General features: G+C 33.5%; 14 protein-coding genes and 1 tRNA gene. 4 read left to right on the top strand and 11 right to left on the bottom strand.

Features of this window, described 5'->3' with window-relative positions; genetic code table 11:
• Nucleotides 1-101: 101 nt before the first annotated feature.
• Both EV195_RS08500 and EV195_RS08495 read left to right on the top strand, forming a co-directional pair.
• A complete protein-coding gene (locus EV195_RS08500; protein ID WP_132794522.1) occupies nucleotides 102-722 on the top strand; it encodes a hypothetical protein in 621 nt (206 codons plus the stop codon).
• Between the two features lie 202 nt (nucleotides 723-924).
• Nucleotides 925-1227, top strand: a complete 303-nt coding sequence (locus EV195_RS08495) for a hypothetical protein (protein WP_132794521.1) — start codon at nucleotides 925-927, stop codon at nucleotides 1225-1227.
• A gap of 61 nt (nucleotides 1228-1288) precedes the next feature.
• Here EV195_RS08495 and EV195_RS08490 read toward each other — a convergent pair whose 3' ends face one another.
• The 10 genes from EV195_RS08490 to EV195_RS08445 form a co-directional block, all read right to left on the bottom strand.
• Nucleotides 1289-1861: a hypothetical protein gene (locus EV195_RS08490; protein ID WP_132794520.1), complete on the bottom strand. Its 573-nt coding sequence runs from the start codon at nucleotides 1859-1861 to the stop codon at nucleotides 1289-1291.
• A 100-nt stretch (nucleotides 1862-1961) separates the two neighbouring features.
• Complete coding sequence (locus tag EV195_RS08485) at nucleotides 1962-2165, bottom strand: hypothetical protein (protein ID WP_132794519.1); 204 nt, start codon at nucleotides 2163-2165, stop codon at nucleotides 1962-1964.
• Nucleotides 2162-2596 carry a hypothetical protein gene (locus EV195_RS08480; protein ID WP_132794518.1) on the bottom strand — a complete coding sequence of 145 codons (435 nt, stop codon included), beginning with the start codon at nucleotides 2594-2596 and terminating at the stop codon, nucleotides 2162-2164. Before EV195_RS08480 ends, EV195_RS08485 begins: the two co-directional genes overlap by 4 nt.
• On the bottom strand, nucleotides 2583-3143 hold the full coding sequence (locus EV195_RS08475) for a hypothetical protein (protein ID WP_132794517.1): 561 nt from the start codon (nucleotides 3141-3143) through the stop codon (nucleotides 2583-2585). The genes EV195_RS08480 and EV195_RS08475 overlap by 14 nt, the downstream gene beginning before the upstream one ends.
• A gap of 29 nt (nucleotides 3144-3172) precedes the next feature.
• Nucleotides 3173-3772, bottom strand: coding sequence for a hypothetical protein (locus EV195_RS08470; RefSeq protein WP_132794516.1), 600 nt, complete (start codon nucleotides 3770-3772; stop codon nucleotides 3173-3175).
• The gene (locus tag EV195_RS08465) at nucleotides 3769-3984 is read right to left on the bottom strand and encodes a hypothetical protein (RefSeq protein ID WP_132794515.1); all 216 of its coding nucleotides are present in this window, start codon (nucleotides 3982-3984) and stop codon (nucleotides 3769-3771) included. Before EV195_RS08465 ends, EV195_RS08470 begins: the two co-directional genes overlap by 4 nt.
• A 24-nt stretch (nucleotides 3985-4008) precedes the next feature.
• The gene (locus EV195_RS08460) at nucleotides 4009-4803 is read right to left on the bottom strand and encodes a DNA adenine methylase (RefSeq protein WP_132794514.1); all 795 of its coding nucleotides are present in this window, start codon (nucleotides 4801-4803) and stop codon (nucleotides 4009-4011) included.
• Between the two features lie 15 nt (nucleotides 4804-4818).
• A complete protein-coding gene (locus EV195_RS08455; RefSeq protein WP_132794513.1) occupies nucleotides 4819-5289 on the bottom strand; it encodes a JAB domain-containing protein in 471 nt (156 codons plus the stop codon).
• Nucleotides 5290-5364: 75 nt separating this feature from the next.
• Nucleotides 5365-6543 (bottom strand): type IV secretory system conjugative DNA transfer family protein, encoded by a 1179-nt coding sequence (locus EV195_RS08450; RefSeq protein ID WP_132794512.1) that lies wholly within the window; start codon nucleotides 6541-6543, stop codon nucleotides 5365-5367.
• Between the two features lie 63 nt (nucleotides 6544-6606).
• Nucleotides 6607-7503 (bottom strand): tyrosine-type recombinase/integrase, encoded by an 897-nt coding sequence (locus tag EV195_RS08445; RefSeq protein WP_132794511.1) that lies wholly within the window; start codon nucleotides 7501-7503, stop codon nucleotides 6607-6609.
• 419 nt (nucleotides 7504-7922) lie between these two features.
• On the opposite strand from EV195_RS08445, the gene EV195_RS08440 reads away from it, so the two are divergent.
• Nucleotides 7923-13901, top strand: coding sequence for a peptidoglycan DD-metalloendopeptidase family protein (locus tag EV195_RS08440; protein WP_132794510.1), 5979 nt, complete (start codon nucleotides 7923-7925; stop codon nucleotides 13899-13901).
• 7 nt (nucleotides 13902-13908) lie between these two features.
• Nucleotides 13909-14553 (top strand): hypothetical protein, encoded by a 645-nt coding sequence (locus tag EV195_RS08435; protein WP_132794509.1) that lies wholly within the window; start codon nucleotides 13909-13911, stop codon nucleotides 14551-14553.
• A gap of 273 nt (nucleotides 14554-14826) precedes the next feature.
• Here the strand turns inward: EV195_RS08435 and EV195_RS08430 are convergent.
• Nucleotides 14827-14903: transfer RNA gene (locus EV195_RS08430), tRNA-Ile, on the bottom strand.
• Between the last annotated feature and the right edge of the window lie 4 nt (nucleotides 14904-14907).

Genomic DNA, 14907 nt, shown 5'->3' with positions numbered 1-14907 from the left:
AAGGACATCAAGAACGTATCAAAAGAGATAAAAGTTTATTCATTTAATTAAATTAATGAACTTGTAACACTTTTAATTCCATATTATAATGTGTTCATAATATGAAATTAAGTAATTTTATTTTAGGGGTCATAGTTTTAATATTAGTATACTTTTCTTTTGCGTACTTAAATATTACTCAAGAAAAAAATGTACCAAGAGTTGATATTAATCCTGAATTAGAACTTTATAGTTACGGAACAAATATTTATTTTATTAATGACTATTTGGAAATTCTAAGTAATATGAAGATACAAACAAAAAATATATCAGAGAACAGCAATTCCACTGATGAAATATTTTTGGAATTAGGAAAGGTGGCTGCCATGAACAATATTAAGCTAAATAAATGGGAAAATGATGAAAATAAGATAATAAGGGAAACAGTTGAATCAACAAGAAAAGCACTAGTAGTTTATGATGAAATTTCTAGAATAAATCCTGGCTTGAGTGGATTTGAATCACAAATAAATACAAGTCATAAGTATTTAATAAATTCAGCAGAAAAAATTATTGAATTAAAACTTACCGAAACAGATAAGTCTGAAATCTTAAAAACTCTTAATGAAAATACATCATTTGATTTTGAAGAGATTAATTCAAAAATAGAAAGCGAACAACCTGTAAAGGGCTGGGATGTAGGTTATTTTCTACTAATGATGAAGGTAACTGGCAATATTTAAATATTGGCTTTTTTTGTGTTAACATATCCACATGATAGCATTAGTTTTAGAATTAGTAATCGCCTTTTTTATATCTTCTTGGGTCAATGATCAGTTTGGCATATTTTGGGCAATAGTAGTTTTTGTGATTATTATGGGAATATCTAATTCAGCATTTAAAAAGTAATTGATAACTTTTTTGCATTAGATATAATTATAATATATGAAATATTATGTCAAAAATGATAGAGAATTGTTTTCACAGCTAAATCTAGAATCAGGAGAAAAAATACTTATCTCTATTACAGATTCTGAAGTTGCTATTCTTAAACTTGGTTTTTTATCTATTCCAGTGAAAAAGATATGGTTTACTCCAAAGAAATCATTTATAAGTAAATTTAACATTACTGAATACCCTTCATTTGGACTATCAAAGAATAAATCGATAATTGATAAGATTAAAGAAATTATAAGCTTAGATGACTGTAAAAAGCTATCTGATATTTCTGTTGCATTAGATACTTAAGTACTATTATTTGCGCTTAAAAACACCCAAACTATTGAGTGTTTTTTAAAATAATTTCAAATTAGTTAGAGGGTAAACATTCTTTGTACAATTTCTCCAACATATCAAGAATAATCAAGGTGAAATTACCATACCCCTCTATAATAGCTACTAGTGGAAATAGGCTAATCGAAACTGCTTCGTGTATATTCATTATTAATTTGTTTTTGCCATGAATAATGTCCCCCAGGGCTAAGTATTCATCCATTTTTTCAGCCAATAATGTCTTTAATTGATCTCTATCTATCGAGGTATTATATTCAAAATTAAAATTATCAAGGATGTATCTATAAAATATCTTAATATTTTTTGGGTTATTAGATAAAATAGAATCACTTATTTCTAGACTAAAAAAAATTGGCATGAAATAAATTAAAAATTCAATAGATATTTTATTAAAATAGAATTGTTTATTTTTTTTATAATCACTTTTGAATTTCAATAAACTTTTAAGATGAATTTCAGGATTGTAACTTGGATCTGATCGAAAATCACTCTCAAGTTTGAAATAATTATCAATTAGTTCCTTCGTTTGTGATTTGCTCAATAGAATTAACATTTTAGCCATTTTTTCAATGTTATCTTTATTTTCCATAATATGACTTTATCATAATTTGAAATAAGCTAAAAGGTAAAACTAACTAAGCTAGTTGTGTTGCATATTTAAAAACACTCAAATCAATGAGTGTTTTATGTTATTCAATTTTCATAGCATACACAATAATCACAGTTTTCTTTTTAAGAAAAGTAACAGAAATTATAGTGTGCTTTTCGTCGTACAACAAACCTAATTCTAAGTTTACATAACATTGAAAACTTTTAGGCTCTTCGCCAAAATCCTTTAAATAATATTCATGGTCTTGCTTGGTTATGATTCGGACTTGGTGCAAGCTTCTCATTCTAACCAAATTTCACGAGACCTATCAAATCCGCACCAGCGATGATTTTTATCAAATCCTCGAAGTGCCAATTCATGGCGAATTATTTTATCAATAGGAATCTTTTGTTCCAAGATAAAACGTAAAATTTCGCCATCAATACCAGATATCATTCCGATAATGGATTCCCAAAAGGGAAGTGGTTCTTTATCTTGTCTAATAACATCTAGTTGCCTATAAGATAATTGAGAATGATTTTTTGGAAGAATATCCAAAAAATTCATTTCCATTTCTTGAGCTGTTGCTTCTTCACAAACTGCAAAATTATTATCAGGACCATTAATGACTCCAAATCGTATACCTGCAATGCGATACTTGAAATTGAGCCATAAGCAATGATCCACAGCCTTTTGCTCTTTATCAAAAAGATCTAAATAATTATCCTTTTGCATTAGCTGGCTTTTTATCTGTTTGACTTGCCTTTTTTACGTCCGTTTGTTTTGGAGCCGACTTATCATCTTCTTTTGACAATACACGTCCGTTTAAAGAAATGATATCATCACGTGAAGATTTTGGATCTGTACCTTTTTTACGAAGTAAACGTTGCGTATTAAACAGGGAACGACATTTAATGTTGAATTCTGTATAATTGAAGGCATCCTCTTTCTTTTTAAAGGTTTTTACATAGGCTTCGTATAGTTCAGCATTAGTCAGCTGATTATCCTCGGCCTTCATAACAATATCAAGAACAAGGGAAGCTACAGGATTGAGACCTCTCTCCGACTCCGAAAAGTCGAATCCAAGTTCTTCAATTCGTTTACGTTGTTCATCATCTGCATATTTAAGCAATACAGTAACATCACGTCTATAATCTTTGAGACGGTCTACGACCTGTCGTTTGCTTTCTTTTGCAGTTTCAATTTGCGCTTCTGTTTGCTCAAGAAGTCCTTGGTCTGTTCTGATGTTTTCTATTAAAACATCTACGATAGTTGCATTCATAGTATTGAATTTTAAATTAATATTTAGTTTTACGTTAATAGCCAAAGGCTATGCACCACGAGTTCGTCTCGGGTAAATTTCCCTTCAATAAGGATATTGTCAATTTCTTCTTCAGCTTCCGCTTTTGTATCAAAGAAGTAAGAAGGTTTGGTTGTGACTGCATAAACATCTTCTGCGAGTACGTCACTTGTGAAAATGGCAAAGACTTTTTTAGTAGTGCCTGTTTTCACTAAGAGGCTTCTATAGTTAGAAGTATCATACTCATCCCATTCTTCAACAGGCTTTGAAGCCAAATAATGAAGTTCATTTTGAGTTCTTTGAAAGAATGTATCAACATCACTTTGAGTGATATTTGGTGTGTCTGTCATAGATTTTTCTAAACTATGAATAGTCCAAAGTAAGATGCCATAATTGCTATTGATTAACTCAAGCAATTGTGGACGCTCCATAAATCCTAGGGCGTTTTTGCTCCACACGTCACGATATAACCAATGAATGATTTCTCGTAATTCACTATCCGTATAATAGCTCGTTAATTCAACAGATGTTTTCGCTTCTTTCTCTGACTCTAAAAAAGATTCAAGTCTATTGAGGAAGAATAGAATTCGTTTATAATTTCTTAATTTCATTCTTCTTCATTTAAAGGTTCACAATGATTTTCAATCGTAGCTAAGAGATGATAATAATCACCGCTTTTAGCCTCAGCCATAACATCCTCTATTTCTTCTGGTGTCCAGCCTTCTTTTTTAGCTTGTTTTCTAAATACACCCATAATCATAAAGGCGTTTCCGTTAACGCCAACCAAGTTGAGATTAACGGTTTTATCAATTACTTTTTTCATATTGAATTGTTTTAAGGTTTATAATTAATTATTATCTAAAGGGAAGTTTGCCGTAAGCACTTCTGTCTTTATTTTGTTTGTTTTAGATTTGGTTTGATTAGCTGTGACTAACTGGTCAAATGTTTTGGTATACCAACCAAACTCCTTTGTATAAAGCTTAAGTAGGTCTGACGGATACGAACTGAGGATAAATTTTCCTTTCAGCTTAGAAAGCACCTTCAGAAGTTCTATAAAGTCATCCTTAGAGTAGTTTCCATAGTGACCCATGTTAGAATTAAAATAAGGTGGATCTATGTAATGAAATGTTTCAGGACTGTCTCTTAGTGTCAGAATTTTTAAAGCATCCGTACACTCGATTTGAGTGCCTTTTAAGCGATCTTTAAGCTCTGGAGTAAAGAGTTCTTTTTTACGTTCCCAGCCCATCGCTTTGGTTCCTTTGGTATAACAACCAAAGGAACCAATGCGTCCAGAAAAGCCCATATTGGTTAATACAAAAAAGGCCCAGGCACGTTGTAAATCAGTGAAGAATACAGGATGCTTGTACATATTCAAAGCCACATTATATACCACACGGGAATATGCAGTGACCTTGATTTTTGACTTCAAAGCATCAAAATCTTCGTGTAACACTTTATAGAATACCGTTACAAAATTGTCAGTATCGTTAATGATTTCATTTTGAACTTTTTCTTTAAGGAAGAATACAGCTGCACCGCCAGCAAAAGCTTCGGTATATACTGTGTGTTTTGGAATGAGAGAAACGATGAGTTTAGCTAAATTCTGTTTTCCGCCGTAATAGGTAATTGGAGTTTTTATCATAAATAGATAAAAGGCTTACATCCAATTACTATCAGAAAAGGATACAAAACCTTCAGAGGTTAAAATAAGATGGTCGAGTAAGGTGATGTCTAAAAGCTTAGAAGCATCAGTAAGTTTTCTGGTTAGTTTTCTATCAGCCTCGGAGGGAACTAATTTTCCCGAAGGATGATTATGCGCAACGATAATTGCTGGTGCATTAGCTAAAAGTGCCAGTTGATATATCTCTTTGATATTAATCGATACACCTGTGGTATTACCAGCCGCAATCTCACTAATGCCGATAATTTGATTCGCATTAGTTAAGAGCATCACCCAAAAGAACTCTTTGTAATCAATTCGCTTTTCATCAATGAATGAACGAATGAATCGCTCCGAATCTTCTGATGATGCTACCTTGTTATGAGAATTAAAAATTGGGCGCTTGTAATGAATTTCAATTTCATTGCATTCTACGATTTTCTTCGTAGCAATTTCTTGTGTGTTCATGTTTCTATAAAATTTAAGGAAGGTTCCCTAAGAGTATTGCAGACATAGAATTCTAAGAATACTCATATTTTATTGTCATAAAACACTCTTGTAATACAAGGTTTTTGCGGTAAATGGCTTTGAGGGTTTACCATTGATCATAAGAGAAATAATTATGCTCCTATTAGGGAGATATACATAATCACCAACAGTAAGAGGACTATATTCCTTAAACTGTTGCTTAATCATAAACTCAGCATCGTTTGCTCCAATTCTAAAGCAAATAACAGTACCCACGTTACCAAGAATTCCATGCCTGAGATTATCAGAGATTTCTTGAAGGTAATGATGGGCGATATTGAGCGATACTTTGAACTTCCTGAGTTCTGAGAACATATCAGAAATATTGGTCGTGTAATATTGAAATTCATCAAGATAAACGTGAAAAGGTACTCTTTCTCTTTCTGGAAGAATTACTCTAGCTAGAGAGCTGTTATAAATACCTGAAATCAAGATTGAACCCAATACGTGAGTTACATCACCACCTAGTCGACCTTTATTTAAATTAACCAAGACAATTTTCTTTTCGTTCATAGCTTTAAATAGCGATAAGGAGTCTGGATTTTCAACTAAAAATCGATGTGCACTTGGATGTACCAAAAGTGCTCCTAGTTTACTTAAAATAGGATGCAGTACTGCGCTAGTTAGCTGTGGTAATTCTTTTGTGAAAAACCGTTTTACTTCGGGGTTAATAATGTTAACTAAGCAGGTCTTTTGATAATCCTGATCTTGAAGTATGCGCAAGACATCTTTTAAGTTCGCTTTAGGTTGATCTAGAAGTGCTAAGAGTGCCATTCTAAGCAGGTTTTCTAGGCGCAATCCCCAAGAGGAACTCCAGAGCTTTTTAAAACTCTCTAGGATTCCACTGGCAACCAATGAGCGCATTTCGTAAGGAACCTTTTTAATCGGATTATATCCAATCTTTAGGTTGGGATTTGGAATATCTAAATAGACCAGATCTTTCTTTCTGTGTTCGGGTATATGCCTAAGCAAAGTTTCAATAAGATCACCGTGAACATCACAGAGAAAAACGCCCGCAGAATTCCGCCGTATATCCTGAAGACATAAGGTCAATATTAGGTTGGATTTACCGCTGGTTGTTTTCCCTAGAATATAGGTATGCATAAATCGATCAGATTCTAATATTCCAAACCTATGACGGACATCTCGAAAATCTGTTATACCTATGTAGCTAATGATATTAGGATTATCCATTACACTAGTATGAGCTAATAGAAAACAAAAAAAACTCCTTCTTAATAGACACAAAAAAATAGCCTAAAAGCTAATTTTTTCTAACGGGTGTTTCAATAATACATTTCGTAAATGTTCTGCTGAGGCTGACAAGTAAAGCGTTGTCGTTTTAATATCGTTATGACCCATCATTTTAGAAAGGGAGTAAATATCACAGCCTCCTTCAAGCATCAACGTGGCGAAAGTGTGTCTTAGCACATGAGGCCTAAAATAAATACCAGAGCATTTTCGTATAGAACTTACTACTCTTCTTAGTCCAGCATCAGTATAAGGTTTATTTAAGCGAAAGGAGGTGAAAAAAGCAGGACAAGTTTTTTTAAGTTTTTGACGTTCCTTAAAATATCGTTCTAAGATTTCTGCTAATCTATAACTAATCGGGATGATTCGTTGCTTCTCTCCCTTACCATTAATAAATAAAGTCCGATTCTGAATATCAACATCATCAAGGGTGAGCTTGAAGAGTTCATCCTTACGAATGCCGGCAAAAACAAACGTAGATAATATGGCATGATTTCGATATCGAATGAAGCGATGAGAACAGGGGAAGTTTAGTGCAGTTTCAAGAATACGGTTCGTTTGTTGTTTTGATAAATTTTTTGGGAGTGCTTTAGGTATTTTAGGAAGTTCAATACCTTTAACGTAATTTGTCTCTAGATGATTATTAGCAATAGCCCAATCAAGGAAAACAACTAAAGTCATATAATAAGTTCTGTAGGTAGTTGCTTTCCATTTCTTCTCAACTCGACCTAGAAAGAAAAAGTTTAAAACTTTTTTTTCATCTAAGTCATCAAAATTTTCAATCTCAGTAATTGCAATAAAGTTTTGAATGTTCTCCTTATATCTTTTTATTGTATTGTCGGTAAGTCCTTTTATAAATTTGGAGTAATTACAAAAATTCTCCAGTAGTTGCTCGATGTGCATAATTATGATGCTTGCATCGATCTACTGGAGTGTTTAATGGGCGAGTATATTAGTGATGTGGTCGTAAAAGTGATTTTTTTAAGCTGTAAAAACAGCTGAAACCCTTTATAAACACAGTACTATTTGCCTCAGTATGTGGTCTAAAGTGCGCCTTCGAAATTATCAGTGAAGTACCCGCCATCTTTTGTTCCTAAAAACTCCTATTTTGTTTCCTTATAAGGCTTAAATAGAAATTATGAATTTTAGACCCCTTATTTTAGAGGGTCACATCACTTCTCTGTATTTAAACCTTTCTTTAGTAGTCGGATGCATTTTAAATTAATTTTAATAAAATGGTCGACATCATCTATATAACATATTTTTTCTGTTTAAAATACCCTGGCTAGTTTTATGGAAATCTTTTGATATAATTTAAACATATGAATATTGCTACATCTAATACATTTACCAAACACGTGATGTGGTCTTTTAAGACGGCTATTGTTTTAGCGGTCTTTTTTGTTGCCACATTTTTTACTCATCCATTATTCGCTCAAGAAAAAGAAGTTTTAAAAGAAACAACTAAAACTGAAAAAGTAGAGGCTATTTCTGAGGAAGAGATTAGTAAGGAAGAAGTTTCTATTTCTGAAGAAGTAAAACCTATTGAGGTTGAACTTTCAAAGGAACAATTAACTCAGATAGCTGAACTTGATGAACTTCTTAAAGCAGAAAAGATTTCTCAAGAGGAATATGATAAAAAGAAAGCTGAAATCATTGGAGTAAAGCCTGTAGAAGAAAAAGCTCTTGCGGCAAGATCAGCTCAAGTAGAACCAGAAGCTCAAACCTTAGGTAAATATATTGCCCCAACGGTATCAACAACTAATGGTTCATTAAACTATTCATATCCAATTGTTGTACCACCAGGAAGAAATGGATTAACTCCAGATATTGCACTGACATATAACAGTACTAATAAATCACAAAGCTCTCTCGTGGGAACAGGGTGGTCATTTAATATTCCATACATCCAACGAGTAAATAAGAAAGGTACTGACAAGTTATATACCGAAGATTACTTTATCTCATCACTTGATGGGGAATTGATTGACCAAGGAAACGGTATCTATACTCCACGAACAGAAAACGGTTCATTTTTGAAATATGAATATTCAAACGACACTTGGACAGTAACTGATAAAACAGGGACAACGTATGAGTTTGGTGCAACAGTGGCTGCTCGCCAAGATAATCCTAATGACAGTACACAAATATTTTCATGGATGCTTGAAACGGTAACAGATACGAATAGCAATACTATCTCTTATTCATATTTTAAAGACCAAGGGCAAATCTACCCTGATACTATTTCGTATAACCAATCAGGTCTTTTTAATGTGGTATTTAATCGTATGGCACGAACAAATCCATACACAGCAAACTCATCAGCTTTTGATGTTAATACCGCGTATCTTATTAACGAAGTTGAAGTTTTAATTGATAATTCAGCGGCATTTACTTATGAAATTTCAACAACAGATAACTTAGTAAATGATATTACAGTAACTGGTTTTGCAGGAACTAATACTTTTGAATTACCACCTGTTGAGTTTGAGTATAATAGTGAAACCGCAGATAAATCTTTCACTCACATCCAAGATTGGGATTTCCCAACTCGGCCAAATTCAACAATACTCGCTGGTTGTGTAAATTCAAATAATATTATTATTGACGTTAATGGAGATAGTCTTGCTGACTGCATATCAAGTAATGACACAAGTTCAATTACAACAAATTGGGTGGCAATTAATAATGGAAATGGTTGGGACTTAGATTTAAGTTGGGACTTACCAAAAAATTATAACAACTCAGAGTATCTTGATTTAACATATAGCGGTTCTTCTGATTATTCAACTTTTGGAGATGTAAACGGTGACGGTTTACCAGATGTTATTGCGTCAAAAGGAGGAAGTGATTTAAATCAACGTTATAATCGTGTTTATATCAACAATGGTAACGGATGGGACTTAGACTTAAGTTATGAGTTACCTAAAATAAGTGCAACAACATACTACCGTTGTGTCTACAACGAGACACGCATGATTGATCTAAATGGAGATGGATTGATTGACTGTGTTAAATCAGAAGGAGGATCAAATGCGGATAAGGTCTATCTCAATAATGGGGATAAAACATGGTCCCTTAAGTCTGACTGGCAATTCCCCTTAAAACCAGGAACTAGTACTAAAAGAGGTTGTACTAATACAAATAATTCACTTGTAGATGTGAATGGTGACGGATTGGTTGATTGTATAGCCACCAATGATAATAACTATGCTAACAGTAATTGGATTGCAATTAACAACGGTAATGGTTGGGTGTCAAATACAAGTTGGGAAATTCCTAAAAATTATAATGGATCTGAATATTTAGATCTTAATTATGATGAATCAACTGATTATTCAACTTTTGCTGAAGTCAACGGAGATAATTTAATTGATATTGTTGCTTCTGCTGGAGGTTCATCTCAATATTACAATAGAGCCTTTATTAACAAAGGAAATGGTTGGGACCTAGATTTAAGTTATGAACTACCTAAGGTGAACTCATCAAGCCCTTCGCAATACTATGAATGCGTTGGAAGTAAGGAGTTAATTATAGATTTGGACGGTGATGGTTTAAGTGACTGTGTTTATTCTGAAGGGGGTTCTCACTATGATCGAGTATATCTATCAAATCATGATACTTTTGGAAATATTTCAAAACTAACAAATTCTCATCAAGGGGAAACAGATTTTGAATATTCTCATGTAAAACATCAAGATAATTCAAACCATATTCATTTCCCAGTTGAAGTTATCGAATCAATAGCAACTGACGACAATAACGGTAACACCGCAACGACATCATATGAATACCGTGATGCTGAATATTACTTCAACACTCCACACGACAAGAAATTTACAGGGTTTGGAGAAGTTATCAAAACCACTGATGATGGAACCATTCACACGGCAAAATATCACCAAGCAAACGGAGAAACAGGAAATGAACCAACTGATTCATATACAAAGATTGGAAAGGTATTTGAACAAACAATAGAAGATTCTTCAAATAACTTATTCTCAAGAACTCGAACAGAATATATTGAAACTGCACTAGGTAATGATGCCTATTCAATTCAAAAAGAATCTGAACTTTCTATGCAATATGATGGAGCAAGTTCACATACTGACACGGCAACAGAATATGAATATGATTCATATGGAAATATAGAGAAACAAACTCAATATGGAGAAGTAGATGGAAATATCGACGGAACTTTTACTGATACAGGATCAGACAAACGAACAGTTGAGTATACCTATACCAATGATACCGCAAACTATATTGTGGGATTACCGACCAATCAAACATTAAAGAATAATAGTGGAACAAAAGAAGCTGAAACTAATTACAACTATGATACTAGTGGGAATCTTCTAACAGAATCAAAATGGATTTCAGGTTCAGATTATTCGGATACTATCTACACTTACAACGGATATGGTCTTCCTCTTACCGAAACTGATGCACTAAGCAATACAACGACATATGCATACGATACAGAAAATATGTACCCATCGTCAGTAGTTAATGCACTGTCTCAGGTAACAAGTTATCTCTACGATTACTCTTCAGGAAAAGTAACTCAAATCACTGAACCAAATGGAAAAGTAACTGGATATGACTATGATGGACTTGATCGATTGATTGAAATTGTGGGAACGGTTGGTAATGGAGCAACAGAGGTATTAAAAGATATTAGCTACAACACAACAGCCAGTCCTCAGTATTCAAAATCAACAACCTACACAGGTACAGAATTTCAAGATGTATATACTTACACTGATGGATTTGGAAAAACAATCCAAACGAAATCAGAAATGGATAATGATTGGCTAACACTTGATACGGTATATGACGATATGGGACGAGTAGAGAAACAATCACTTCCATACGAAACATCATCTTCAAGTAACTCAAATCCAACATCCAACAATGATCTACTAACATCATTTACCTATGATGCACTTGGACGTGTTCTCTCTACATCAAATACAAAGGGAACAACAACAACAGATTATGATGGATTTGAAACAGCAATTGTTGATGCAGAAAACAATGAAAAAGATCTCATTACTGATGCTTTTGGAAATCTAGTAACGGTAAAAGAATATAATGCAGGTTCAATCTATACAACAAATTACGATTACAATGCACAAAATCTCCTAACCAAGATTACTGACGCAGAATCAAATGTACGAAATATTGATTATGACGGACTAGGACGAAGAACTTCACTCGAAGACCTCCATAATTCATCTGATACGACATTTGGAACATGGAACTTTAATTACGATGATATTAATCTGATATCACAAACTGATCCAAACGGAACCACAACTTCATATACTTATGATGACCTGAATCGAGTAGTAACTGAAAATAACTCAGGAATAGCTGGAGTTGATGTCACCTATACCTACGATTCATGTACCAATGGAACAGGGTACTTGTGTTCAGTAATCACACCAGATGTCACAACTAATCACACTTACCTAAAACAAGGATTGGTAGACACAACATCACGTACTATTGATGGTACAAGTTACACAACTAATACTGATTACGATAGACAAGGAAATGTTACTAAGGTAACGCACCCAAATGCTTCATACACTGAATATGGTCACAATACTAGAGGACTAGTAGATGAAGTTAAATACAATGGAACATCACTTGTCACCGCTGACTATGGAGTCCATGGACGACTAACATCATATACTCATGCAAATGGAGTAAGTTCAACACTTATCTACGATGAAAATGAACTCTATGAATTAACGAGCAAGGTAACAACTGATGGTACAACCGATTTCCAAAATCTAAGTTACAGCTACGATAATGTTGGAAACATTACTCAAATCATAGATATTTCAAATACTGATACAGCAAAGACACAATCATTCAACTATGATGACCTCTATCGATTAACAGGAACAACGGTTACAGGTTCAGCAAATACTGCTGACTACACACGTAGCTATTCATATTCTCCAATTGGAAACATCACAGCATTTGATGGAGTAAACTATTCATACACTGATACTGGATATTCAAATCCACATGCGGTGACGAATATTGGAGGAACATCATATTCATATGACAACAACGGAAACCTTACAACAGATGGTACATGGACACACTCTTGGGATTATCGAAACCGATTAACTAGCTCAAGTGATGGAACAGCTACTTCAAGTTACGAATATGATTCAAACAATCAACGGATTAAATTAGTTGAAGGGTCCGATACAACCATTTACCCAACTGGAGATTACGAAATCAAAAATGGAGACATAAAGGTGTCACTAAGTCTCGGTGAATCACTAGTTGCCACTGATGATAACGGAACGATTAATCATGTTCATACTGATCACCTAGGCGGAACTAACATTACAACCGATACAACAGGAACTATTACACAGACACTTGATTATTATCCATATGGAGATACGAGAATTGATACAGGGACAGATAATGAAACAAAACAATTCACAGGATACGTAAAAGATAGCTCTACGGGATTGAATTATGCCGGTCAGCGATATTACGCGGGCAACATTGGTAGATTTATATCTCAAGATCCCGTAGCATTATTTGATCCTGGTGCATTCTTAAGTGACCCACAACAATTAAACAGTTATACTTACGCAAGGAATAATCCAGTTATTTTTGTAGATCCAAATGGTGAGTCAGCATTACTTGCAAGTGCATTAATGATTACAAGCATGCTTATTTCACCAAGAACAGCAAATACTCCAAGTGAATCTTCGTATACTATGTATGCAAGTCCTATTGGGCCACAACAACAAAGAAACACTGCACTTGATTCTCCTGTGGGGAATATACGTATAAGTTCTGGGTATTTAGACGATAGAAGTGGATGTGATAAGTGTAGTAATACTCACGGAGGAACTGACTATGCAACTCCTATTGGAACACCTATTAAGGCTACTGCAAACGGAGAAGTAGCTAGATCTAGTTGGTCAAATAGTTATGGTAATGTTGTTATTTTAAACCATGGGGAAAGTTCTATCCAAAATGAACAAGTATTTACACTTTATGGTCATGGATCAGAGCGTCTTGTTAATAAAGGTGATTCAGTCAGTATAGGTGATACAATTATGTCGTCAGGAAATACAGGTAATAGTACTGGACCTCATTTGCACTATGAAGTAATTTCATCACCTTATGATCCAAATACTTCACCTAGCGAATTCTATGGTAAGGATAAATATGACCATAGATATTCACCAAAAAGTTTGTCTAATTTAACTTCAGGTCAAAAAAAGAAACAAGAATCTAATAAAGACTAAAATATATATGAAAAAAATACTTGAAAAAAAACACATACGTAACATATTGATTATTGTAATAATCTTAATTATTTCTATATTTCTTATAAATTTATCAAAAAAACAAAAATCTCAAGTTGATAAAAACATAATTACTGAAATTCCTAAAACAGAAATAAACATCAAAAATACTTATGAAATAGAGAAGCAAAATTCTACTGACTACTCACATTTAAATTTAAGTGATGATATCGAAAATACTTTTTATGTAGCGAATGATAATTTTATAGATGAAGGCCTTAATTCACTAAGTTTTGAAAATATAAAAGAGTTATATCCGTTAATCAATGAAGAAATGATTTCTTTAAAATATGGCAACAATGAATTAGTTCTTGTTGCTACTTATGGCGACGATTTATCTTGGTTTAAGTATGTAATAGGCGAAGGAAAAACTATTCTTTGGCAGGCAGAGATAAGTTCTGATCATGTTATTTTTGACAGTATTAGAGTAAATGATCACTATTCAAAAATTTATCGTTTATTAGGTATTGAAAAATATAATAAAGGATATCTTTCGGTAAGTAATTTGGAGGGAGGATTAGAGTTTCTACTTTCTTTTGATATAAATGGACTATTAGAAAAAATTGAGTATCAAGATACTTATTTACATTAAAAATACAAAAAACCACATAGTGGTTTTTTGTTTAGGACTTTCCATTGGTTTTTCATCGGTAGTCTTTTAGGTTGCTAAATTTTATGACCACATCTTTTAGAGACATGGTCACAGGATGATTATTTCTTAGCCATACGCAGGATCTTAAAAGGTTATAGAAAAATAGGTAATGACCACATCTTTTATGATGATGAGGTCATATAAGGCTTGAATAAGAATCTAAATAATTTATGTATAACAAAGACCCTTATATTATAAGGGTCTTTGTTGTTTTGGTGCGCATGCTAGGACTTGAACCTAGGACCTCGTCATTATCAGTGACGCGCTCTAACCACCTGAGCTACACGCGCAAGA

This window comes from Tenacibaculum skagerrakense (genome assembly GCF_004345825.1).
Lineage (GTDB): Bacteria > Bacteroidota > Bacteroidia > Flavobacteriales > Flavobacteriaceae > Polaribacter > Polaribacter skagerrakensis.
The sequence above is the reverse complement of the archived record's forward strand: the minus strand, read 5'-3'. Positions and strand labels throughout refer to the sequence as shown.

Coding starts and splice junctions, on each gene's coding strand:
- EV195_RS08485 (WP_132794519.1), bottom strand. CDS start 2,165: ATGAGAAGCTTGCACCAAGTCCGAATCATAACCAAGCAAGACCATGAA.
- EV195_RS08435 (WP_132794509.1), top strand. CDS start 13,909: ATGAAAAAAATACTTGAAAAAAAACACATACGTAACATATTGATTATT.
- EV195_RS08470 (WP_132794516.1), bottom strand. CDS start 3,772: ATGAAATTAAGAAATTATAAACGAATTCTATTCTTCCTCAATAGACTT.
- EV195_RS08445 (WP_132794511.1), bottom strand. CDS start 7,503: ATGCACATCGAGCAACTACTGGAGAATTTTTGTAATTACTCCAAATTT.
- EV195_RS08460 (WP_132794514.1), bottom strand. CDS start 4,803: ATGATAAAAACTCCAATTACCTATTACGGCGGAAAACAGAATTTAGCT.
- EV195_RS08465 (WP_132794515.1), bottom strand. CDS start 3,984: ATGAAAAAAGTAATTGATAAAACCGTTAATCTCAACTTGGTTGGCGTT.
- EV195_RS08495 (WP_132794521.1), top strand. CDS start 925: ATGAAATATTATGTCAAAAATGATAGAGAATTGTTTTCACAGCTAAAT.
- EV195_RS08500 (WP_132794522.1), top strand. CDS start 102: ATGAAATTAAGTAATTTTATTTTAGGGGTCATAGTTTTAATATTAGTA.
- EV195_RS08440 (WP_132794510.1), top strand. CDS start 7,923: ATGAATATTGCTACATCTAATACATTTACCAAACACGTGATGTGGTCT.
- EV195_RS08455 (WP_132794513.1), bottom strand. CDS start 5,289: ATGAACACACAAGAAATTGCTACGAAGAAAATCGTAGAATGCAATGAA.
- EV195_RS08480 (WP_132794518.1), bottom strand. CDS start 2,596: ATGCAAAAGGATAATTATTTAGATCTTTTTGATAAAGAGCAAAAGGCT.
- EV195_RS08490 (WP_132794520.1), bottom strand. CDS start 1,861: ATGGAAAATAAAGATAACATTGAAAAAATGGCTAAAATGTTAATTCTA.
- EV195_RS08475 (WP_132794517.1), bottom strand. CDS start 3,143: ATGAATGCAACTATCGTAGATGTTTTAATAGAAAACATCAGAACAGAC.
- EV195_RS08450 (WP_132794512.1), bottom strand. CDS start 6,543: ATGGATAATCCTAATATCATTAGCTACATAGGTATAACAGATTTTCGA.